The sequence below is a fragment of the Streptomyces sp. SCSIO 30461 genome (assembly GCF_037023745.1).
Lineage (GTDB): Bacteria > Actinomycetota > Actinomycetes > Streptomycetales > Streptomycetaceae > Streptomyces.
Map to the genome: position 1 here is coordinate 3,612,943 of NZ_CP146101.1, position 23,223 is coordinate 3,636,165.

The 23,223-nt window shown below is 71.8% G+C and carries 14 protein-coding genes and 1 pseudogene; 11 read left to right on the plus strand and 4 right to left on the minus strand.

Features of this window, described 5'->3' with window-relative positions; genetic code table 11:
* Positions 1-45: 45 nt before the first annotated feature.
* The gene (locus V1460_RS15920) at positions 46-240 is read left to right on the plus strand and encodes a hypothetical protein (RefSeq protein ID WP_338674373.1); all 195 of its coding nucleotides are present in this window, start codon (positions 46-48) and stop codon (positions 238-240) included.
* A 103-nt stretch (positions 241-343) separates the two neighbouring features.
* Here the strand turns inward: V1460_RS15920 and V1460_RS15925 are convergent, their stop codons facing one another.
* On the minus strand, positions 344-1,141 hold the full coding sequence (locus V1460_RS15925) for a VOC family protein (RefSeq protein ID WP_338674374.1): 798 nt from the start codon (positions 1,139-1,141) through the stop codon (positions 344-346).
* A 134-nt stretch (positions 1,142-1,275) separates the two neighbouring features.
* The gene (locus tag V1460_RS15930; protein WP_338678066.1) at positions 1,276-2,508 is read right to left on the minus strand and encodes a phosphodiester glycosidase family protein; all 1,233 of its coding nucleotides are present in this window, start codon (positions 2,506-2,508) and stop codon (positions 1,276-1,278) included.
* 540 nt (positions 2,509-3,048) lie between these two features.
* Here V1460_RS15930 and V1460_RS15935 point away from each other — a divergent pair.
* From V1460_RS15935 to V1460_RS15960, 6 genes are all read left to right on the plus strand, one after another.
* Positions 3,049-4,323: an MFS transporter gene (locus V1460_RS15935; RefSeq protein ID WP_338674375.1), complete on the plus strand. Its 1,275-nt coding sequence runs from the start codon at positions 3,049-3,051 to the stop codon at positions 4,321-4,323.
* Between the two features lie 96 nt (positions 4,324-4,419).
* Positions 4,420-5,718 carry a non-ribosomal peptide synthetase gene (locus V1460_RS15940; protein WP_338674376.1) on the plus strand — a complete coding sequence of 433 codons (1,299 nt, stop codon included), beginning with the start codon at positions 4,420-4,422 and terminating at the stop codon, positions 5,716-5,718.
* A gap of 246 nt (positions 5,719-5,964) precedes the next feature.
* Positions 5,965-9,153, plus strand: a complete 3,189-nt coding sequence (locus V1460_RS15945; protein ID WP_338674377.1) for an amino acid adenylation domain-containing protein — start codon at positions 5,965-5,967, stop codon at positions 9,151-9,153.
* Positions 9,153-11,177, plus strand: coding sequence for a non-ribosomal peptide synthetase (locus V1460_RS15950; protein WP_338674378.1), 2,025 nt, complete (start codon positions 9,153-9,155; stop codon positions 11,175-11,177). Before V1460_RS15945 ends, V1460_RS15950 begins: the two co-directional genes overlap by 1 nt.
* Positions 11,178-13,082 carry a non-ribosomal peptide synthetase gene (locus V1460_RS15955; protein WP_338674379.1) on the plus strand — a complete coding sequence of 635 codons (1,905 nt, stop codon included), beginning with the start codon at positions 11,178-11,180 and terminating at the stop codon, positions 13,080-13,082. It begins immediately after the preceding gene.
* Positions 13,072-16,089, plus strand: a complete 3,018-nt coding sequence (locus V1460_RS15960; RefSeq protein ID WP_338674380.1) for a condensation domain-containing protein — start codon at positions 13,072-13,074, stop codon at positions 16,087-16,089. Before V1460_RS15955 ends, V1460_RS15960 begins: the two co-directional genes overlap by 11 nt.
* 104 nt (positions 16,090-16,193) lie before the next feature.
* Here V1460_RS15960 and V1460_RS15965 read toward each other — a convergent pair whose 3' ends face one another.
* Complete coding sequence (locus V1460_RS15965) at positions 16,194-16,952, minus strand: alpha/beta fold hydrolase (RefSeq protein WP_338674381.1); 759 nt, start codon at positions 16,950-16,952, stop codon at positions 16,194-16,196.
* Between the two features lie 190 nt (positions 16,953-17,142).
* Here V1460_RS15965 and V1460_RS15970 point away from each other — a divergent pair, with 190 nt between their 5' ends.
* The gene (locus V1460_RS15970; protein WP_338674382.1) at positions 17,143-19,533 is read left to right on the plus strand and encodes a SpoIIE family protein phosphatase; all 2,391 of its coding nucleotides are present in this window, start codon (positions 17,143-17,145) and stop codon (positions 19,531-19,533) included.
* Between the two features lie 411 nt (positions 19,534-19,944).
* On the opposite strand, the pseudogene V1460_RS15975 reads toward V1460_RS15970, so the two are convergent.
* Positions 19,945-20,379, minus strand: a pseudogene (locus tag V1460_RS15975) (hypothetical protein); the annotation flags it as partial.
* Between the two features lie 246 nt (positions 20,380-20,625).
* On the opposite strand from V1460_RS15975, the gene V1460_RS15980 reads away from it, so the two are divergent.
* From V1460_RS15980 to htpX, 3 genes are all read left to right on the plus strand, one after another.
* A complete protein-coding gene (locus V1460_RS15980; RefSeq protein WP_338674383.1) occupies positions 20,626-21,084 on the plus strand; it encodes a GNAT family N-acetyltransferase in 459 nt (152 codons plus the stop codon).
* Positions 21,085-21,140: 56 nt separating this feature from the next.
* Positions 21,141-22,196: a polyprenyl synthetase family protein gene (locus V1460_RS15985; RefSeq protein ID WP_338678067.1), complete on the plus strand. Its 1,056-nt coding sequence runs from the start codon at positions 21,141-21,143 to the stop codon at positions 22,194-22,196.
* A gap of 102 nt (positions 22,197-22,298) precedes the next feature.
* A complete protein-coding gene (htpX, locus tag V1460_RS15990; RefSeq protein ID WP_338674384.1) occupies positions 22,299-23,210 on the plus strand; it encodes a zinc metalloprotease HtpX in 912 nt (303 codons plus the stop codon).
* The last annotated feature ends 13 nt before the right edge of the window (positions 23,211-23,223 follow it).

The following is a 23,223-nucleotide window of genomic DNA, read 5'->3' on the forward strand; positions in this document are numbered from 1 at the left end:
GCCCGAATGCCGCAACTCCCGTGCGGCGGCGAAGGAGGTTCGGGGATGGTCGTGTCCGTCTCGGTCGTGCTGCTGCTGCTCGTTCTCGCGGTGATCTATCTGCGGAACGGCGGTCTGAAGATCTCGCACGCACTGGTCTGCGCCCTGCTCGGTTTCTTCCTGGCGGGCACGAGCATGGCGCCGACGATCCACAACGGGGTGACCGCCACAGCCGACGTGGTGAGCAAGCTGGGGCCCTGACCCCAACGGGCCGACGGCGTAAGATCAGTCGGCACACCGAACACGAAGCCCATGACGGATACCCGGGACAGGCGAACCGCCGGTCCCGGGTATCCGTACGCGGTCAGACCAGCGTGGGCATCTCCCCCTCCGTGGTCGTGACGTCGATCACCGCGACCGCGGCGCCCTGCGGGTCGACGAGGGCGGCGAACCGGCCGAACGGCATGCTCGTCGGGCCGAACACCAGCCTGCCGCCGAGCTTCTGGGCCTTCGCCACCGCGGCATCGCAGTCCGGGACGGTGAAGTACACCTGGATGTACGCCGGCACCTCCGGCGGGAACTCCTCATCGGTCATCTTCATCCGCCCGAGCTCGGGCGTGTCCCCGCCGAGCCCGTAGATCCGGTAGTCGATCCGGTCGTCCTGCATGGTCTTCACCCCGTAGCCGAAGACCGTGGGGAAGAACGCATCGGCCTTCTCCGGTTCGCGCGTGAGGATCTCGGCCCAGCAGAAGGAGCCGGGCTGCTCGGCGGTCGCCTCGAATCCGGTGTGGGTACCCGACTGCCAGACTCCGAAGGTCACCCCGCCGGGGTCCTGGGCGAGGCACATGGTGCCGAAGTCCCCGATCCGCATCGGCTCCATGAGGACCGTGCCGCCGTTGCGGCGGATCTTCTCCGCAGTCGCGGCGGCGTCCGGTGACGCCAGATACAGGCACCACTGCGACTGTCCTTCCTGCCCCGGCATGGGAGGTACGACGGCGGCGACCGCCTTGCCGTTCGCGTACGCCTGCGTGTAGTTGCCGTACTCCGACGACGACTCACCGAACGTCCAGCCCAGGACTTCGGCGTAGAAGGCCTTCGCTCCCTCCACATCGGAGAACATCGCGTCGGCCCAGATCGGCTTGCCTTCGGGTGCTGCGGCCATGGCTGACTCTCTTTGCTGTCTGCGCTGTGAAGTCCCCCGGTCCGCAGGACCGGCCCCGGATCGGCGGACCGTGACCGGTACCACGCTAGTGAGGCTGGGGCCGTCCCGCGCGAAGACACCGCGAATCGGTCCCGTCATGAACGCGACGCGCCGGAAAACACTCCGATGCCGTTCGCCACCGGACGTTCGCCGCCATCGCCGGGATGGTTCCGCACCGTCACGGTCTTTGCGCCGGGGCGGCGAGTGACCAGGGTCGATGAGCCGCCACCGTCCAGATTGAACGCGTCCACGGCACCGGCATCCCGCATCGCCGCCGCCAGCCCGGCCACGGTGAGCCCGGTGCGGAACTCGGGCCCGCCGTCCAGGGCGAGCAGCAGCAGCCGGTATCCGTCGTCCGCGATCCCGGCGGCCGTGCGGAGCGCTCCGGCGCCGTCGTCCAGACCCGGCAGCGGCTCACCGTCGCGTAGGACCGGATAGCCGCCGATCGCGAAGCGGTACGCGACGTGGGAGCGGGGGTCGACAAGACGGTGCCGTACGGTCACCCGGTCGCCCACGGACAACCCGCGGAGCTCGGCGGCGCCCGCGTCCCGGCCGACCAGCACTTCGGTGCCCGGTCTGATGCGACCCCGTCCCGGCGCGTCGGCCACCGCGATCACGCGTCCTTCGCGCACCGTCACCTCGTGGACCGAGTCGCTGCACGGGGCAGCCCGTTCGGAGTCGGTGCCGCAGGTGGCCCGTGTTCGCGAGGCGGCCCCCCAGTCGGAGGTGAACACCCCGACGGAGCCGACCGGCAGCGCGTACTGGTTGAACCCGCGCAGCGGAACGGTGCCGGACTCCGTGGACACCGAGCCGTCGAGTGTGAGTCGACCCAACCGGGCCCTGCCGTCTTCGCCGATGCCCAGCACCTCACGCGTCGATGTACCCGGTGGCAGCACCGGGCCGAAGCGCTGGCCGTCGGGGACGGCGGCCTTCAAGTGACGCCCGCCGGTGATCGCCGGCCCCACCGGGGCGCCCGTCGCCTCGCCCCCGGGGTGCTGGCTCTCGACGATGTTGAAGAAGTCCCCGTTGACTCCGCCGACCGCCTTACGGGCGTCGGCGAGTGACGACAACCGTGCCCGGGCGCCCACGTCACCCGGGTACAGCAGGCCCACGGAGACCCGCGGGTCTCGCAGGTCCACCGTCAGCAGATGGGCCCGTGCGGGGCCGCTTCGTGTGGCGATGTCGAACCGCCGGTACACGACTCCCGGCGCGAGCCGCACCCCTGCGGACGTCTTCGCGGTGGGCGCGGGAGTCGCCGGGGCGGCTGCGGCGGGTCCGGGGGCGACCAGCGCGCCCCCGGCGAGTACGGCGCTGAGCACCACACGGATGCGAGTGATACGGGCGATGCGGGTGATACGAACCTGATGTTTCGTCACTGAGCCACAGACCTCCGGCCAACTCTGCGAGTGCGCCCAAGGGTCGCCCCGCTCGTGGGGGCGTGCGTGCCGTCGTTCCCCCTCTTGGCCCGTCGACCTGGGCAAACATCCTGACTCGGCCACTCTTTCGGAGGACGGGTGCGGCCGGTGGTCCACCCGCTGGGTTGCCCATAGCGGCCGGAATGTGCCATTCCGACAACCGACGACCGTCGAATGACTGTTTTCAGTCATCCTTCGATCGACCGTGTTCAATGCGTGATTGAGCTGTGTCCATGTGTGATCGGACGCATCGCCCTTGTCCGTAGATGGCGCATGTGGGCGTCATTCATCCGGACGTAGCCCCCACCTGGCGAAAAATTTGCTGAGTAGATGTCAAAACGACAACGGAATCGACCGAAATTGAACAGTGGCTTTTGACGGTAGATCGGGCGTTCCCTGAGGGTCGTTCATATGCCCGTAACACCCCGAGCCGCCCCTGGCGGTCCGTTGCGCATGCCCGATTTCCGTCTTCTGCTCGCCGGTGCCGCCACCGGACAGCTCGGTGCCCAGGTCACCCTGGTGGCTCTGCCACTGGTGGCTGTGCTCGAACTCCAGGCGACCGCCTTCGAAGTGGGTCTGCTGACAGCCGCCGAGACCGCCGCGTTCCTGCTCATCGGACTGCCCGCGGGAGCCTGGACCGACCGGATGCGCAAGCGGCCTTTGATGATCCGCGCCGACGTCGTGCGCGCCGCTGCCATGACCAGCATCCCTCTCGCCGCGGTCGCCGGTGCGCTGACGATGGTCCAGCTGTACGCGGTGGCGCTGATCACCGGCGTGGCGACGGTCTTCTTCGATGTGGCCCACCAGAGCTACCTGCCCCACCTGCTGCCCAAGGAGCAGCTCGTCGCCGGCAACGGAGCCCTGGAGACGATCCGCTCATCGGCACAGGTGACGGGGCCCGGACTCGGGGGCGGGCTCGTGCAACTGGTCGGAGCCCACCTCGCCATCGTCGCCGACGCCGTCGGCTATGCGCTGTCCGCCCTGTTCCTGCTGGGCATCAAGCGGCACGAGGACCCGCCGCAACCGGTGCCGGACGCATCCCTGCGCGAGGACATCGCCGAAGGAGTGCGCTTCGTCGTACGCCAACCCCTGCTCCGCGTCATCGCACTCACCACCGGCCTCGGCAACCTCTTCGCCGCGGTACTGATGGCCACGCAGACCGTCTACCTGGTACGGGTACTGGGCCTTGAACCCGGGGCGATCGGACTGGTGCTGTCCGCGTCGGCCGTCGGCGGACTCGCCGGAGCGCTCTGCGCCGGTGCCATCGCCGCGCGGGTCGGTCAGGCACGGACGATCCGGCTCTCTCTGCTCGTCACCTCGCCGTTCTCACTGCTGTGGCCGCTTTCCGGCACCGGAGCGGCCGGAGCCGTCCTGTTCGCCACGGGTTCAGGTGTCGTCTTCTTCGGGGCCGTCGTCTACAACGTCGCACAGGTCAGCTTCCGCCAGACGCTCTGCCCGCCCCGGCTGCTCGGCCGGATGAACGCCACTCTGCGTTTCCTCATGTGGGGCACCCTTCCGCTCGGTGGACTCCTCGGCGGCATCCTGGCCGACGCCTTCGGCCCGCGCGCGGCACTCGCCTGCTGCGCCGCGGGAATGCTCGTCGCCCCGCTCCCGCTGCTGCTGTCACCACTGCGTCGGACGCGCGACCTGCCAACGGCCGCGCACACCGACGACGACGCGGCGCACGGCGCCGACGCGAAGGAGCACGATCCGGCTCCCACGGGCTGAACTCCCGCACCATCGCGATCGGAAGCCCACCCGCCCGAAGGCCGACGACCGGATCCACCGGCAGACCACGAGCAGAATCACCCCAGAAGGGATCACGTGTCCAGCATCACAAGCCAGTATCTGGCCCGCTTCCGGCGACTCGCAGCCGGGGAGGGGGCGGACGCCCCGCTCCCCGTCACCGGAGCCCAGCGCCGCTTCGTACTGGTGCGCTCCCTGGACAGCGCAGGCCGACCCGACCTGGTGCCGATGTTCTTCGCCTTCCCACGCGGCACCGTCGACACGGTGCGCCTCGCCGTGGCGGCCCGCCGCCTGGCCGCACTCCACCCCGCCCTGCGCGCCCGGCCCGCCGTGCTGCGCGGTACGCCCGTACTGCTCCCGGAACCACCGGACGTCCCCGTGGCCATGGTGACCGTCGCCCCCGGCGAGGACACCGCTTCGGCGCTGCGCCGGGCACTCGCCGACTGGACCCCGCAAGGTCCCCCGATGCGCTTGTTCCTTGCGCAGGACGAGGCACCCGGCGGCGAGGAAGTCCTCGCCATCGTCCTCGACCACGCCGCCTGCGACGGCCAGTCGCTGGCGCGCATCGTCGGGGAACTGGAATCCGCGTACGCAGGGGCACCGCACTCCGACGAGACGAGCCCCGCTGACATCGCCGCCGAGGTGGCGGCGTACCGGGACGCCGTCCTGCTCCAACTGGAGGCCGAGGACCGTGCCTCCTCAGCGGATGCGATGGCCTACTGGGGCGAGCGGCTGCGCGGCGTACGCGAACAAGCCCCGCCTGCGCGCCCGTGGCCCCCGGCAGCAGGTGCGCTGCCGAGCGGCGCTGCCGAACGGCGTGTCCCGGCCCCGGCGGCCGGTGTGCCGTTCCCCGATCTGCTCGACGCCTGCCGGGCCGCCGCCGCAGTGTTGTACGGACCGGGCCGCGAGGTGCCGCTCGGCTACCCCTGGGGCGGGCGCCCACCCGGCGCGGCTCCGGTCATGGGCTGCTTCCTCAACACCGTGGTCTTCCCGGCCACGACCGGCGAGCGCCGCGCGGACGACTCGACGGCATTCGGCTGGTGGGAGGACCTGGACCGGGCCGACGCGCCCTTCGACGCCGTGGTGCACGCCGCCAGGGCGGCGGGCTCCGGCTGGACCGGCCGGCTCGACGGACTGCTGACGGTGGACGACACCCAGCGGCGCCCGCTGCTCAGCCTCGGCGGTGTGACCGGCCGGGAGACACATGTGGACGGCAGACCCGTGCGCGGCCCGTTCGCGGTCTCCGTCACCCACGGGCCCGTGCTGCACCTGCGCATGGTGTGGGACCGCGCCGTCCTGGACGACGACCGTGCCGACCGCGCCTTCGCGGCACTGGCCGAGGCGGTCGCTCCGACGCCCGCGGGCACCGCCGGCTGAGCGCCGCCGACCGGGTCGAGCCGCTGAGTTCCGCAGGTTGACCGCCACAAGGCCGTCGCACCGGCCTTCCGCGGCCGACTGTCCGTCGACCCACCGACCACCGTCCGGTCCGGGCCGAAGACCACCAGAAGACCACCACCCGACAGCCGGGCCATGCCGCGCGACCCGCGGACCGCCCGCTGGACCACGCCGGGCACAACCGTGCCCCGGCGAACAGAACCGACCCGACAACCTCAGGGATCGCCCATGCTTCCCCTCTCCTCCTCGCAGGAGATCGTCTGGCTGCACGAACAGGTGCACACCGGCAGCCGCGCGTACAACTTCACCGGCGCACTGGACCTGTACGGCAGCCTCGACGCCGAAGCCCTGCGCAAGGGGCTGGCCGCCACTCTCGACCGGCACCCGGGACTGCGCCTCGAACTCGTGCCCGTCGAGGGCGCGATGCCCGGACAGCGGGTGGCCGAGAGCTGCGCACCGCGTCTGCGCACCGTCGACCTGAGCGGCGAGAAGGAGCCCGAGGCGGCGTTCGAGCGGCTGCTGCGCACCGAAGCCGAGACACCGCTCGACACCTTCGAGGCACCGCTGCTGCGCTGGACCCTGGTCCGGCTCGCGCCGGAGCACCACCGACTCATCCATGTCGAGCACCACCTCATCCACGACGGCCACTCGCTCGCGATCCTGCTGGACGACGTGTTCCGTACCTACCGGGGCCATGTGCTGGGCGAGCCGGTCACCCTGCCGCCCGCGTCCTCGTACGCCGACCACGTCCAGGCCAAGGCCCGCGCACCCTTCCCCGCCGAGAGCCTCGACTTCTGGACCGGAGAACTGCGCGATCTCGCCCACGACATGCCGCTGCCCGGGGTGACCCGCCCCGGCGCCCGGCGCAGGCACCACGGCGGGCAGCTGCGCCAGTCCATCGGCGCCGACCTGGCCGGGCGGCTCAGGGAACACGCGCGGTCGAGGGGACTTACCCCGTTCGCCACCCTGCTCGGGCTCTTCGCCGAACTGCTGCGCCGCCACAGCGGACGTTCGCAGATGGTGATCGGCACCGCGGTCGGCAACCGCCCGCAGGGCTTCGAGGACGCCGTGGGGATGTTCGTCAACACCATCCCGCTGCCGCTCAGGCTCGACCCCGAGAGCCCCGCCGAAGACACCATGGACGAGGTGACCGACACTCTCTTCCGGGCACTCCCGCACCAGGAGGTGCCGGTCCAGGAGCTCACCCGCGCCCTCGGAATGCACACGTCGGGCGCCGACAACCCGCTCTTCAGCGTCATGTTCAGCGCCCATGACGCCCCGCTGCCCGAGATCGACGTCCCGGGCCTGGAGATCACTCTCTTCGAGGGCTTCAACACCGGCACCACCCGGTTCGACCTGGACGTGGTGCTGCTGCCGGACGACCGGCGCGGCGTCACCCCCCGTCAGGGCGCCCCGGGAATGACGCTGGTATGGGACTACGACGCCGACCTGCTCGGCGAGGACGTGGCCAGGCTGCTCTCCGGACGGTTCCTCGACCTGCTGCGGTCCTATCTCGACGAGCCGTCCGCGGCCCTGGCCGACCTCGCGCCTGCGCACCCGCAGGACGCCGGCTCCGCACCTCTGCAGCGGCAGATGACAGCCGGATCGCCCGAGCCGCTCGATCCGACAGCCGCTCACGACCCGAGCCTACCCGCGCTGCTGATCGGCGCCCGCCGCCTCACCTACGGGGATCTGAACGCCCGGGTCGAGAGCCTCGCGAGTCGACTGCGCGAAGCGGGAGTGACGCCCGGTCAGCCGGTGGCCGCCGTACTGCCCCGAGGCCTGGACTCGGTCACCACCCTGCTGGCCTGTCTGCGAACGGGAGCGGTGTACTGCCCGCTGTCGCCATCCGATCCGACGGAACGTATCGAACTGCTGCTGAAGCGGCTCGCCCCGGCCCTCGTCCTGACCTCGGCCGGAAGTCAGGTCACTGTGCCCGACGGGCTGCCCACGGCCACGCCCGACGCTCCCGAACTGCCCCGTGCGCACCGCGCCGATGTCGTTCCGGGAGCCTCGTACATCATCCACACCTCGGGCTCCACGGGGATTCCCAAGCCGGTCGCCGTCGGGCGAGCCGCGCTGGAGCATCACATGGTCGCCGCCGCCGAGCGCTTCGGCCTGGCCGCCGGAGACCGGGTGCTGCTGTTCGCCCAGCCGTCCTTCGACGTGGCCCTTGAAGAGGTGCTGCCGTCGCTGCACGCCGGAGCCTGCCTCGTCGTGCCCGGGCACGAGGTGCCCACCGGCGCGGAGCTGACCGAACTCCTGGGCGCCGCCCGGGTCACCGTCGCCAACCTGCCGACCAGTTACTTCCTCGCCACCCGCGAGGACATGCGGCCCGCGCTGCGCGCTGGTGAGTGGGAGCCGCGGCTCCTGGTGCTCGGCGGGGAACGGCTGCCCGCCGATGTGCTGCGCGACTTCCTGAACGACACCGAGGCCACCGTGCTCAACGTGTACGGCGTCACCGAGGCCGCCATCAGCTCGACCGCCCACGAGATCGACCGCGACCGGCTCGCCCAGGGCGCCGAAGTCCCCCTCGGTGTCGAACTGCCCGGCGAGCGGGTGTACGTCCTTGATGCCCACCGCCGTCCGCTGCCACCCGGCGCTGTCGGAGAGCTGGCCATCGCGGGTCCGGGCCTCGCCGAAGGGTATGTGGGCAACCCCGAGGCCACGGAAGCCCGTTTCGTGACCACCGACGCGCTGGGCGGTGAGCGGGTCTACCTCACCGGCGACCTCGGCTACCGCGGGCTCGACGGACTGCTGCACTTCCTGGGCCGCCGGGACAACCAGGTCAAGCTGCGCGGCCACCGCATCGAACTGGAGGAGGTGGAGGCGGCCGCCTCAGCGGCGCTCGGCGGCCGCTCCTGCGCGGTCGTGCTCGACCGGGAGACCCCCGGCGGCCCCCGGCTCGTCGGTTTCCTGGAGAGCGTCCCCGACACGGGCGGGCACGGGGAATGGGACGAGCAGGCCCTGCACACCGAGCTGAGCCAGCGACTGCCCGCCGCCCTCGTACCGGCCCGCTGGGCCAGGCTCGGCACCATGCCGACACTGGCCGGCGGAAAACCGGACCGGGCGGCGCTGGGCCGCATGGCCGCCGCGCTCCGGCCCGCGGAACCCGCGCAGCCGTCGGCGTCCGCCGCGTCCGCCGACCCGGTCGAAGACGCATCGGACCTGCCCGCCGATCCGATGACGGCCCTGCTCGCCGAGGGCTGGCGCGAAGTGCTCGGGCACAGCACCTTCGACCGGAACTCGCACTTCTTCAGGACCGGCGGCCACTCGCTGCTCGCGGCGCAGCTCGCCGCATGGCTGGAGCCGCGGCTCGGACAGCGCCCGCCGCTGCGGCTGCTCTTCCAGAACCCGGTGTTCGCCGACCAGGCCGTCGCCCTCGCGGCCACCGCCACCACCTCGACGGAGTCGTGATGACCGAGAGCCTTGACCTCCCGAACACCCCGACGCACCGGACCACCGCAGACTGCGCCACCTCAACCTCCATCTCCACCCCCGCCGCGACCGCTGGCGACGGCGCGGCGCTCAGCATCGCCCATGGGGCCGCCCCCGGTGGCGCCGGAGTGCTGGCACTCTTCGAGGAGTGGGTCCGCCGCAGCCCGGAGGATCCCGCCGTGATCGACGGCGCCCACACCTGGACCTACGGGGACATCGACGCCGCCGCCACCAAGGCCGCCGCCGCACTCGGCGACCGGGTGCGCCCCGGGGACCTGGTCGGTGTCTGCCTCGACCGCTCGGCCGCCCTCGTCGTCACCGCGATCGCCTTGGCCCGGATCGGCGCCGTCTATCTGCCGCTCGGACCCCGCCCGGGACAGCGCCGCACCGACGCCGTCACCGAGGATCTGAACGTCGTCTGCCTCATCGGCGACCCGCAGGTGCTCCCGGCGCGCCACCAGTCGGCCGACACCGCCGACCATGTCGTCCTGCCGCTGCCCGCCGAAGGCGCCAACACGGGTGGCTCCGGCACCGCGGTCATCGCCGCCTTCGCCGCTCCGGGCGCCGGGGCCCGGAAGGCACCCGATGAGGCGTTCTACGCCGTACTGACCTCAGGCTCCACCGGTCGGCCCAAGGCCGTCGCCGTCGCCGAATCCGCGCTCGGCACCCTGCTCGACTGGTACCGCCGAGAGATGGGGCTGGGCCCCGGCGACCGGCAGTCGCTGCTCATCGGAGTCGCCTTCGACCCCCATCTGATGGAGCTGTGGGCCGGGCTCACCTCCGGCGCCGCGCTCGTCCCCGCTCCGGACGATGTCCGCTGGGACTCCGCCGTACTGACCGACTGGTGGCGGGATGCCCGGGTGACGGTCAGTGTCGGTGCCACCCCGATGATCGAGCCCGTGCTGGACCGCCCCTGGCCCCAGGACCTCGCACTGCGCCATCTGATCGTGGGCGGCGACCGGATGCGCCGCCGCCCCGGCGGCGATGTCACCGCCACCGTCCACAACGCCTATGGTCCGGCCGAGGCCACCGTCGTCACGACCACTCACGCCATGACGCGTTCGGACGCCCGCGCGGGCGAGCAGACTCCGCCGCCGATCGGCACCCCTGTGCCGGGCGCGACCGTGGTCGTCACCGACGGCGAAGGCAACGCCGTCCCGCGTGGTACGGACGGCGAACTCCTGATCGGCGGCAGTTGCCTGGCACTCGGCTATCTGGACCCCGAGCTGACCGCCCGCCGCTTCACCGTCCCGCACCCCGCTCTCGACCTGCCCGGAGCCGGTCGGCTCTACCGCACCGGTGACCGGGTGCGGATGACCGCGGACGGCAGCATCGAGTTCCTCGGCCGCCTGGACGACCAGGTGAAGATCAGCGGTGTCCGTATCGAACCGGCCGAGGTGGAAGCCGCGTTCGAGCAGGATCCCTCGGTGCGCAGCGCGGTGGTCGTTGCTCCCCGCACGCCGGACGGCCGGACCCGCCTCGTCGCGTATGTGCGGCCGACAGTGGGCGCGGCTCCCGGCTCAGGCGCACTGCTGGCGGCGGTACGGGCCTGGCTTCCCGAACAGGCAGTGCCGTCCGACGTCCGGATCGTGGCGAACCACCCCCTGGACGCCAACGGCAAGGTGGACCGCGCCGAGCTGACCCGGCTGGCAGCGGCCGAAGTCTCGGGCACCGGCGCCACGACCGGCGCCACGACCGGCGCCACGACCGACGCCGCCCCGACCGCGCGGTCCGAGGCGGGGCCGCCCGCCGACGCCACCCCCGACGAGTCGCTGGTGCTTCACGCGGTGCGGGACCTGCTGAGCCGTCCGTCGGTCGAGCTCGCCGACAACTTCACCGACCTGGGGGGCACGTCGGTCCAGGCCGCACGGCTGCTGACGGCCATCGAGCGGGAGTCCGGAGTACGCCTGCGGGCGCCGCAGCTGCTGCGCCAGCCCGACCTGGCGGCCGTGGCCGCCCTGATCGGCCGGCTCCGTACCGGCGTGCGGCAGCCGGGGGCCTGAATGTCCGTCATCGACCCGTACACCCACACCTCCCCGAAGGACGGCCCCGTGCCCACTTCCCGTACCGACGCGGCCACGGCCGTGGCCACCGCCGACGTCGACCCGTCAGGGGAACAGGTACGCGGCGGACTTCCCGCCCTGGTGGCCCGGCACGCCGGGGCCACCCCGGACGCGCTGGCCGTCGCCGACGGCGACACCACACTCACGTACGCCCAGTTGGACACCCAGGCCCGCGTCCTCGCCGCCCACCTCCGCGAGCGCGGGGTGCGCCGCGGTGACCGGGTGGCGCTGCTGATGCCTCGGTCGGCGCAGACCATCGTGGCGCAGCTCGCCCTGTGGTGGGCCGGCGCCGTGTGCGTACCGCTCGACCCGGCACACCCCCGGCCGCGTACCGAAGCCATGGCCGCCGACGCCCGGGTGACCCTCACCATCGGCGACCACAAGCTCCTGGAGTCGGCCGCGCCCACCGGCCCCATCCTGCCGCTGCCCGGAGAGCCGCAGCTCACCGTCGGCGCCATGACCGCAGCCGAGGCCGATCCGGACCCGGCGGCGTTCATCATGTTCACCTCGGGCTCCACCGGCCGCCCCAAGGGGGTGACCGTCCCGCAGCAGGCCGTCGTGGAACTGGTGACCAGCACCTCCTATGTCACCATCACCCCCCGCGACCGTGTGCTGTTCCACTCGCCCATGACCTTCGACGCGTCCACCTTCGAGGTGTGGGGCGCGCTCGCGGCCGGTGCCGCCGTGGTCGTGTGCACCGTGGAGCGGCCCTCGTTCGAGGACCTGGCCCAGCACATGGAACGGCACGGCGTCACCGTCGCGTTCCTGACGACCGCGCTGTTCCACCAGCTCGCCGCGCGCCGCTCACGGGTGTTCTCGGTGCTGCGCGGCGTCGTCGTCGGAGGCGAGGCCCTCGCCGCGCAGCACGCCCGCGAAGTGCTGCGCGCCTTCCCCTGGCTGGAGCTGGTCAACGGCTACGGGCCGACGGAGACGACCACCTTCGCCACCGCGCACCGGGTCACCACGGCCGACTGCGACGGGCAGATACCCATCGGCCGCCCCATCGCGGGCGCCACCGTCCACGTCCTGGACGCGGAGGGTGCCCCGGTCGCCGACGGACAGCGCGGCGAACTGTGGATCGGTGGCAGCCGGCTCGCCCACGGCTACGCGGGACAGCCCGAGCTCACCGAGGAGCGCTTCGTCGAGCACACCGTGCACGGACGGCTCTACCGCACCGGCGACCTCGTCTCCGCGCGGCCTGACGGTGTACTCGACTTCCACGGACGCACCGACGACCAGGTCAAGGTGCGCGGCTTCCGCATCGAACCGGGGGAGGTCGAACACGCCCTGCGTGAGCAGTCCGACGTCGACGACGCGGCGGTCACCGTCCACCGGCCCGGTGACGGCGACGCACGCCTGGTCGCCTTCGTGGTGGCCGCACCCGGTCCGGTGCCGCGGGCGGACGTGCTGCGGGACCGGCTCGCCGCGGTGCTGCCCGCCCATCTCGTACCGGACGGCGTGACCGTCGTGGACCGGTTGCCGCTCACCACCAGTGGAAAGGTGGACCGGCGTGCGCTGACCGCATGCGCGGGCGCGGCAGGGGCCGAGGCACCGGCCGCACCGATGAGCCCGCTGGAGCATGCCGTCGCAGAGATCTGGAGCCGGGCCATCGGCACCGATGTGACCCGGCCCGACGCCGACTTCATCGCACTCGGCGGCCACTCGCTGCTCGCCCTCGTCGTCACCGACGACCTCCGTGAGGAACTGGGCGTGGAGCTGGCACTCGCCGACTTCTTCGGCGCCCCGACCGTGGCCGGGCAGGCCGCCCTGGTCGAGCGCGCGCTGCTTGCCGCACACAGCGATCTTCACCCGGACGACGCAGCGGAGCACACCGATGAGCACTGACACACCCGATGCCGCGGGGCAGATCGCCCGCCAGGAGGAACTGCTGCGCCGGGCGCGTGCCCGGGCCTCGGGCCGCGGCACCACCACCCCCGCCACAGGTGCGGCCGGTACGGGCGGGGAAGCGGCGGCAACGGCCCAGCAGGGCCCGGTCCCGCTGTCGCACGCCCAGCGCCGCATGTGGCTGATGGACCGGCTCGGCCACGCCGGAGCCTCCTACAGCGTGCCGTTCGCCACCCGGCTGCGCGGCCCGCTCGACGCGGGTGCACTCGCCGGCGCACTCACTTCGCTCGTACGCCGCCACGAGATCCTGCGTACCCGCTACGGGCAGCGGGACGGCGAGCCGCACCAGGAAGTGCTGGACGCGCCCACGGCGATCGCCGTACCGGTCAGGGACTGCGCCGAGACGGACGCCCCGGCCCTTCTCGCCGACGAGGCGCGCCGCGTCTTCGACCTGTCCACCGGAACGGTGCTGCGCGCCCTGGTGCTGCGGCACGGTGAGCAGGACCACACCGTGCTGCTGACCTTTCATCACATCGCCATCGACGGCGGCTCACTGGACACGGTGGCACGAGAGCTCGCCGACCTCTACGCGGCGGCCGTCGGGGGCGGCGAACCGGCCGTGGGGCCGCAGCCGCCGCAGTACGCCGACTTCGCACGCGGGGAGCACGCCGCCGCGGCCCGGACGGAGCAAGGCCTGGCCCACTGGACCGAGCGGCTCAGCGGGGCCAAGGCCCCGCGCCTGCCGCGGCCTCGGACCTCAGGGGCAGGCCCCCGGCGCTCCGGCACACACACAGCCCCGATCGACGGCCGGTTGCCCGAGGCGCTGCGCGGTCTCGGCGGTGAACACCGCGCCACCTTGTTCACGGTGGCGCTCACGGCCGCCTTCGCCGCCCTGCGTGGGCTCACCGGAGACGACGACCTGGTCATCGGGATCGCCGGCACCCACCGCCGCGGCGCGGCCATGCGTGATCTGGTGGGCCTGTGCGTCAACACCCTTCCGGTACGGGTGGACACCTCCGGCGACCCGGAGTTCACCGAACTCCTCGCACGGGTGCGGGAAGCGTTGCTGGAGGCCCAGCAGTACCGTGACGTCCCCTTCGATCTCGTCCTGGAGCGGCTCGGCGCCGCGGCGCGTGACGCCGACGGCACCGCGCTGGTCCGGGTGACCTCCGATGTCATCGGGGAACCGGCCATTCTCCGGCTGCCCGACACGGTGGGGGAGTATGTGGACGTCGAGACCGGTGAGGCCAAGTTCGACCTCTCCTTCGGCCTGGTCACCTACGGTCAGCCGGCCGCCCTTGTGCAGTACGCCGGAACCGCGCTGGACGACACGACCGCGGCGGACCTCTGCGCGCGCTACGCGGCCCTGCTGGCGGCCGTGACCACGGAGCCGTCGCTGCGGTTGTCGCAGCTTCCCGGCGGTACACCGGCTCGTACGACCGGTACTGCGACCGTTGCGCCTCCCGGCAAACCGGCCGACGCGGCAGTCGGCAACGGGGCCGACCGCGGCGCCGGCGAGCCGGCCCGTGACACCCACCCGGCCGAGGTTCTGCTTCGCGCGCATCCACGGGTCGCCGACGCCCATGTGGCCGAAGCGCCCGGCGGCGCGCTGCTGGCGTACGCCGTGCTGTGCGACAGCGTGGGCCCCACCCCCCACGACCTGCGCGCCCGGTTGCGCACGACCCTCCCGCCCGAGTCCCTGCCCGCCTCGGTCACCCTGCTGGACGCCATGCCCCGCACGTCCGAAGGGGCGGTCGACCAGAGCAGGCTGCCGGGCATGCCCGCTGCCGCGTCCGGCCCCGCCGCACCGCGGGGGCCGCGCGCCGAAGCCGTCGTCGAGGGCTTCACCGCGCTACTGGGGCGGACTCCCGAGCCGGACGACGACTTCTTCGCCCTCGGCGGGCACTCCCTCGTTGCGGTGAAACTCGCCGAACGCCTCCGGTCGGCGCTGAAACTGCCGCTGACCGGACTGGACATCCTCCAGGCCCGTACGCCTCGGGCGCTCACCGCACTGTTGGACTCCCGCGAGGGCGAACGGACCGCGGCGGCGAAGGCCCAGGCGGTACCCGGCGCGGTGTTCGGGCAGCCGCGGCCGAGCCGCCCCGGCACGGTCCTGGTCACCGGGGGCACCGGCGGGGTCGGCGCGTACGTACTCCGTGAACTGGCCGCTCAGGGAAGGCCGGTGCTCGCCTTGGCCCGACCCGAGTCCGCACACCTCGTCGCCGGGGACGGCGTGGAGGTCATCGAGGGGGATCTCGCCGACCCTTCGGCACTGCGCGCGGCGGTCGCCGCGGCCGACGCGGTCATCCACGCGGCCTGCACCTTCACCCGTCCCGAAGTCGACCTGGCCGCCATGGAGGCCATGGTCGACGGGTGGCGGCGCGGTCCCTTCGTCTTCGTCAGCAGCGTCGATGCCTATGGGCACCCGGCCGGCGACCGGGTCGCGGAGGAGTCCGCACCGGGAGAGCCGCTCAGCCCCTATGGGCGCGGCAAGCTCGACTGCGAGGCACTGCTGCTGCGTGCGGCAGGGACCGAAGGCCGCGGCGGGGCCAGCGCCGTACGCTCGCCGATCGTCTGGGGCGCGCACGACCGGTTGCGCGACCAGTTGCGTTGGGGAGCGACCGGCCTGCTCTACCAGGCGGCCGCGGAAGGACGTCCGATCGCGCTGCCGAAGCCCGGCACCGGCGGACACGACTGGTACGGCGTCGCCTGGGTGCATGCCGCGGCCCTCGCCAGGGCGGTGACAGCCTGCCTGGACGCGCCCGTGCACGGCGTCGCCAACGCCGTCAGCGGACATGTCTCCTGGCATGAACTGGCCACCGATCTGACCGGACTGCTGGGCAGCGCGAGTGTCGTCACCGAGACCGTCGAGGTCCACCAGGACCTCGACCACCGCTGGCACTACGACAGCCGCCGCCTGGCCCGCCCGCTGCGGGCGGAGCCGGGAGAGGACCGGCGAGCGGTCCTGGCCGCCATGATCGACGGCGGCACGGCGAGCGCCCGTTGAGCCGACGGGCGGCACCGTCGGATGGGGCGGAGTCGTCCGCGCGGCGCCCGGTGACGTCTGTCGCCACCGGGCGCCGCGCGCTCAGGGCACATTCGCCGCGCGGTTCACGACAACGCGCCCCTGAGGCGTTCGCTGAACTCGTCCGGCACGTCGTTGAAGTAGAAGTGACCGCCCTGGAAGACATGCACGTCGGCCGCGGCGGTGGTGTGCTCCGTCCAGGCCGCGGAGTCGGCGAGCGGCACCCGGGGGTCGCTGTCGGGAGCGAAGACCGAAACGGGGCAGTCCAGCTTCACATCCGTACCGGCCCGATACGGCTCGATCATCTCCAGATCGGCACGGATGGCGGGCAGGATGAGCTCGGCCAGCTCCGGATGGTCGTTCAGTACGTCCTGGGTGCCACCGAGCCCCATGATCCCGGCGAGCACACCTGCGTCGTCCTGGTGGCGCAGCCCCATGTCGACGCGCCGGGACGGCGCCACGCACGCGGAGGCGATCAGTCGCTCCGGGCCACGGCCCATGGCCCGCTCCGCGCGCAACGCCACCTCGAAGGCGGTGACAGCCCCCATGCTGTGGCCGAAGAAGTACGAGCGCCTCCCCAGCAGCGGCTGCAACGCCTCGTGGATCCCGTCCGCCAAGGCGTCCATGGATGTCAGCGGCGCATCGGCGAGCCTGTCGGCCCGGCCGGGGTACTGCACCACCGAGACCTGGACATCCGGCCCAGCCGCCCTCAGGGCCGCCGAAAGGGCGTAGTAGTAGCTCGCCGAACCGCCTGCGTGCGGGAAGCACACCAAGTGCCGCTCCGCCGCCGGCACCGGGTGGAATACACGGACCCACTCACTGCTGTCCCGCCCTGCCTGCCCCATGTCGCTCCCTCCCGTTCCCATCTGGCTCGAGCTTTTCACAGCATGATCGGAAGTGCCTCGTGATCGGAGACCATGTTCCCCGGACGACGTCCGGTCGGCCGGGGTGCACGGTCGCCTCCCTCCTGCTTGGTTGCGCAGGGTCGGTATCAGGCGGACTCTGGACCTGATGATGCAGGCCGGTGAGGGCACCATGAGCTACGTGAGGAAGGCGACTGGGGACATCGACTTCCGTGGTCCGCTGGACGTCACGAAGGCCGCCACGTGCGTACTCGATGCCCATGACACGGTGATCGGCTGGAGTTCCGCGGCCAGGGAACTCCTCGGCTACCCGACCGAGGAGATCATCGGCCGCCCCGTCACCACCTTCCTGGAACCGGCTGCTCTCGGGGACGCCTCAGCGGGCCGACACCGACGCGACGCATGCGTCGGCGTGCACCGCGACGGCCACCGGGTGCGCCTCGTCGCCACGTTCTGCCCACTGTCCGGCGCCGGGCCGGCGCAGCGGATTCTCGTGGCGGCGGAGTACGCACCGCTCCGGGATTGGGAAACCCAGCTCGCGATGCTCCAGGGCCTTGCCACGCAGTCACCCGTCGGCCTCGCCACGTATGACACCGACCTCCGCCTCCTGTGGTGCAACGCCGTCTCCGAGGTCGAACTCGGGCAGCCGCTCGAAGAGGTACGGGGCGAGTTGGCCGGCGACCTCTATCCTCTCGGTGGCTTTGTGACGCCGGGCTATCCGGAGACCCTCGAGGCGGTGATGCGGCAGGTGCTGGAGACGGGTGAACCCATCCTGGACCTGCACTTCCGGGGCGAGCAGCCCAGCGAGCCGGGCCGTGAGCACATCTGGTCCTGCTCCTACTACCGGATCCAGGGCACTGACGGTCAGGTGTTCGGGCTCTGCGAGGACGCGTTCGACATCACGGACCGCTACCGGGCGCAGCAGCAGCTGAACCTGCTGGTGGAAGCCGGCCGAAGGGTCGGTACGACCCTGGATGTGATCGTCACGGCCGATGAGCTGACGGCGGTGGCGGTGTCCGGCTTCGCCGACCTGGTCGAGGTCGATCTCGCTCCCGCGGTGCTGGACGGCGAGATGCCCGACGCCACGGGCCCGGCGGGCACCGAACTGATGCGCACGGCCGCACGCTCGGCCACGTCCGGCGGCACCACCGGCACCGCGGTCGCCCGCAGCCGCCCGCCCTCGCCGGTGGACCATCCGCCGGGCTCGCCCCAGTACCGCAGTCTCTCCTCGGGCGGACTCGTCCTCGTGGACGACACACTCGTCGTGCCGCTGCGGGTCGGCGGCAGGGCGATCGGGCTGGTCACCTTCGTACGCCGCGACGGATCCGACCTCTTCGACAGCGGTGCCGTCGCGCTCGCGGACGAGCTGGTCACCCGGGCAGCCGTGTCGATCGACAACGCCCGCCGCTACACCCGGGAACGCTCGGCGGCGCTGGCCCTCCAGCGGCAGCTGCTGCCGCGGCACCTCCCGGCGAACTCCGCGGTGGACGTGGCGCATCGCTATCTGCCCACCGACGACCTGAGCGGGGTGGGCGGCGACTGGTTCGACGTCATCCCCCTGTCCGGTACCAGAGTCGGGCTGGTCGTCGGGGACGTCGTCGGTCATGGGCTGCACGCCGCGGCCACCATGGGACGCCTGCGTACGACGGTCCGTGCCCTCGCCCCCACCGACCTGCCGCCCGAAGAACTGCTGAAGCGGCTGGACGACCTCGTGGGGCAGTCGGCGGTCGACGTCGGCGCCGACGCGGGCGCCTTCACCGGTGATGACGACGTGGCCACCGGTGCCACCTGCCTCTACGCCGTGTACGACCCCGTCTCACGGCGCTGCACCATGGCCCGTGCCGGGCACCTGCCACCCGCGATCGTGCACCCGGACGGGCAGGTCGGCTTCCCTGATCTGCCGGCCGGGCCCCCGCTCGGCCTCGGCGGGTTGCCCTTCGAATCCCATGAGCTCGAACTGCCGGTCGGAAGCCTGATCGCTCTCTTCACGGACGGGCTGGTCGAGGCGCGGGACCGTGACATCGACAAGGGTCTGGAGACCCTGGGCAGAGTCCTCAGCGAGGGTGCCGACTCCCTGGAGGAGCTCTGCGACCGCGCCATCTGCGAGCTCCTTCCGGGCAGCATGACCACGGACGACACCGCTCTCCTGCTGGTCCGCACCCGCGAACTCGACAGCGCAAGGATCGCCACCTGGAACCTTCCGGCGGAGCCGCTCGCCGCAGGGCAGGCCCGGGAACTGATCGCGGAACGACTGCGTGACTGGGAACTGGAGGAGCTGGTGTTCCCCACCGAGCTCATCGCCAGCGAACTGGTCACCAACGCGGTCAGACACGCCGTGGGGCCGCTCCATCTGCGGCTCATCCTGGACCGCACCCTGGTCTGCGAGGTCGCGGACGGCGGCCACACCGCACCCCATCTGCGGCACAGCGCGGACGACGACGAGGGAGGGCGCGGGCTGTTCATCGTCGCCCAGCTCGTACTGCGCTGGGGGACGCGCTACAGCGACTGGGGCAAGGCGATCTGGACCGAACAGTCGCTGCCTCGGGTGCAGCGGCGAGGCTGACCGGCGGGCGCTGGGTGCGCCTGCCTGCGCGCGAGCTGTCGCTCTCAGGACGATACCGGCACACAAGAAGACCGGGAGGCGCCGGGCGAGCGCCTCCCGATCGAGGTCGGCGGCGAGGAAAGCGAAAGGACTCGTTCAGTGGAAGAATTGAGAAGGAAGCCCCTTCATGGCCTCGCCGTCGGCAACGCTAGCACTCAGCTCGGGACCAAGTCGCGCAGATTTTCGAGGGTGATGGTCCGGGAGTCCGGATGCAGTCCGTCAGGACGTTCGAGGCCGATGTAGGTCACAGGCTCGTCCGGGAGCTGCTCGCCGTCCCACAGGTCCACGCTCGTGGTGTCTCCGGACATCAGGTCCACCAGGTACCCCACCGTCAACTGCTCGCGCTGGACGACGGCGCGCACCACTTTCGACCGCCGCGAGCATGTCCTCGTAGGTGTGCTGGTACCGGCCGTACGAGGGCAGGCTGAGCAGGTCGAGCACCCCTTTCCCCAGCCGCGTCAGCACGCTCCCGCGCGGCTTCTCGTCGCCGAGTGCCTTGGCCATGCACCGCATCCAGAACTCCTCGGTGTCGGGCACGTTCGCCGGGAAGCCGATGAAGTACGCGTTGTGCCGGACGTGATCGCCCACCCTCTCGCTCACGGTGCGCGGCGTCCGCTCGGCGGTGTGCACGACCGCGGCCTCGGACAGCCCCGACAGCCGCTCCAGCAGCTCCGCCGAGAGCTTGAAGCCCACGGAAGCCGGCGCCGCGTCGAACTGCCGTGCGGCGGCTCCTGCCCCGGTGGAACCCTTGGGGGAGGGAAGCCGGTGAGTGTGCCGGATGACCAGCGATTCGAGACTGTTCGCCATTCGAGGATGATCGCAGAGGTGCGCGAGCCGACGCACAGGAGTTTCCGCACGTACGCCCGGCGATGTGATCACACTTTCTGCATCAGGAGCTCCCGCCCGTGAGCGACTGCCAACACCTGGCAAGCTGTGACTGACTGCTGACTGCTGACTGCTGACTGCTGACTGCTGACTGCTGACCGCGGCTGCCCGCCCCCTCCGGCGCGGACCTGCCGCCGCCCCGCCTCCATCACCGATCTGCGAGGAACCGTGCCCCCGAACACCGGCCTGGACATCCGCCCCCTGAGCCTGGCCGACCGGGCCGCCTGGGAGCCGTTGTGGCAGGCGTACCTGGACTTCTACGACCATGTGCTCACGCCCGAGGTCACGGATCTGACCTGGTCTCGCTTCAGCGACCCGGCGGAACCGATGGGCGCGCTGGGGGCGTGGTCCGACGGCGCCCTGATCGGCATCTGCCACCACGTCCTGCACCGCTCCACCTGGGCCGCGGGCACGTACTGCTACCTGGAGGACCTGTTCACGGCACCTGAGTCCCGGGGGTGCGGGGTGGGCAGGGCGCTCATCGAGGCGACCGCCACCGCGGCCAGGGAGGCAGGGGCCGAGAAGCTCTACTGGCAGACGAGCGGCGGCAACGCCTCCGCGCGTGCCCTCTACGACCGGGTGGCCCGGCACGAAGGTTTCCTCGTCTACGAGCGGCCGCTCACGTGACCGCGAACCGCACGGCGGGGACGGGCACCGGGACGGATACCGACGCCGGGGCGGCGATACGGCGCGTCGACGGGCACCGCCGCCGCTTCGACGCGCACTTCGAGGCGTACTTCGACTCTCTCGCCCGGCACATCGACACCCCGCCGATGAGCCGGTTCACGCCCCGTTGCCTGGAACTGCTCAGGGACCTCTCCCTACGCGGCGGCAACCGGCTGCGGGTCGCCCTCCTGTACGAGGCCGCCCGGCTGGTCACCGGCGGCGATGTGCCCGGCCTGGAGCCCGCGGCACTGAGCGTCGAACTGCTGCAGACACACGGCCTCATCCACGACGACATCATCGACGACTCACCCGTCCGCCGCGGCGGTCCTTCCACCTACTACGCCTACCGCGACGAGCATCCGGACCGGCCCAGGACCGCTCTGGGACTCGCCGTGCTCGCCGGTGACCTGGCCGCCTTCCTGTCCGTGCGCGTGCTGCTGGACGCCGACCTTCCCGTCGAGCTGCGCCAGTCCCTCATGGACGCTCACCTGCGCGCCGCCACCGAGACCGTCACCGGACAGGTCGTGGACCTGGAGCGCGATCTGCACGCCGTACCCGGCGAGGACCTGCTGCACACGGTGACCGACTTCAAGAGCGCCCGCTACTCGATCCTGGCGCCGCTGCGGATGGGCCTGCTGGTCGTCGGCGAGGACCCGGCGCCGTACGACCGGACCCTCAGCCGCTATGCGCGCCTCGCCGGTATCGGCGGACAGTTGCGAGACGACTACCTCGATCTCTTCGGCACCGAGGAGACGCAGGCCAAGTCGACCGGGTCCGACATCAGGTCCGGACGCCGCAGCTACGCCGTCAGCGCCGTACTGGCCGCTGCGACCCAGGACGAGTCGGACCTCGTGGAATCGGCGCTGGGTGATCCCCGGTGCCCGGACGAGACCATCGAGTGCGTCCGAGCCATCGCCCGGCGCCACGGTGTGGACGATCGCCTTCGGGCCGACATGCGCCGCCACGCCGAGGCCGCCGCTGCCGAGACCGACCGCTGGCCGTGCCACTGGCGTCCGGAAGCCGTCGGCTTCTTCCGGCAGCTGCCGCTGTGGGCGGTGAGCCGGCTGGCGTGACAGCACGCTTCGCGGTGCCCTTTATGTCTGCTGTATCGGGAATGTGGGCATCCTGATAAGAGAGGTCATCGCGACGGAAGCTCCGCCTGGAGGGGTGATCGAATGTCAGCCACCCGGCCGCGGTCGCGCTACGTGCTGGATCGGGGACTCACCACCCGCATGGTGACCACGATGTTCCTGATCGGGTTGCTGTACGTCGTCTTCGTGGGCGTACTGCTCGCCCTGCTGCGCGATTCCTGGGCGATCGTCCTGCTGATCGCGGGCGGCCTCTTCGTCGCGCAGTTCTGGTTCAGCGATCGGATCGCGGCGCAGGCCATGGGCGCCCGCGAGGTCACACCCGAGCAGGCGCCGGAGTTGCACGGGGTGGTCGACCGCGTCTGCGCGCTCGCCGACATGCCCAAGCCCCGGGTGGCGATCGCCGACAGCGACGTCCCGAACGCGTTCGCCACCGGCCGGAGCGAGAAGACCGCCCTCATCTGCGCCAGCACCGGGCTGCTGCGGCGGCTGGAGCCGGAGGAACTGGAAGGCGTCCTCGCGCACGAGCTGTCACATGTCGCCCACCGCGATGTGGTCGTGATGACCATCGCCTCCTTCCTGGGGGTCCTCTCCGGTGTGATGATCCGTGTCTGGCTCTACAGCGGTCTCGGGCGCAACAGCCGCGACGCCAGCACCGCTGTCGCGGCACTGGTGATCCCTCTGGTCAGCGCGGCCGTCTACGTGGTCAGCTTCCTTCTGACCCGGCTGCTCTCCCGCTATCGCGAACTGTCCGCCGACCGCGCCGCCGCGCTGCTGACAGGACGCCCGTCGGCGCTGGCCTCCGCGCTGGTCAAGGTGTCCGGTGAGATGGCCCGGATACCGACCCGGGACCTGCGGAAGGCGGAGCCGTTCAACGCCTTCTGGTTCGCGCCCGCGTTCCCGACCGGCGCGAGCCTGGGCCGGCTGCTCTCCTCGCATCCGACCCTGGAGCAGCGCCTGGACCAGCTGGGCCGGATCTCCAGGGAGCTCGGCCGCTGACGCCGCCGACCGT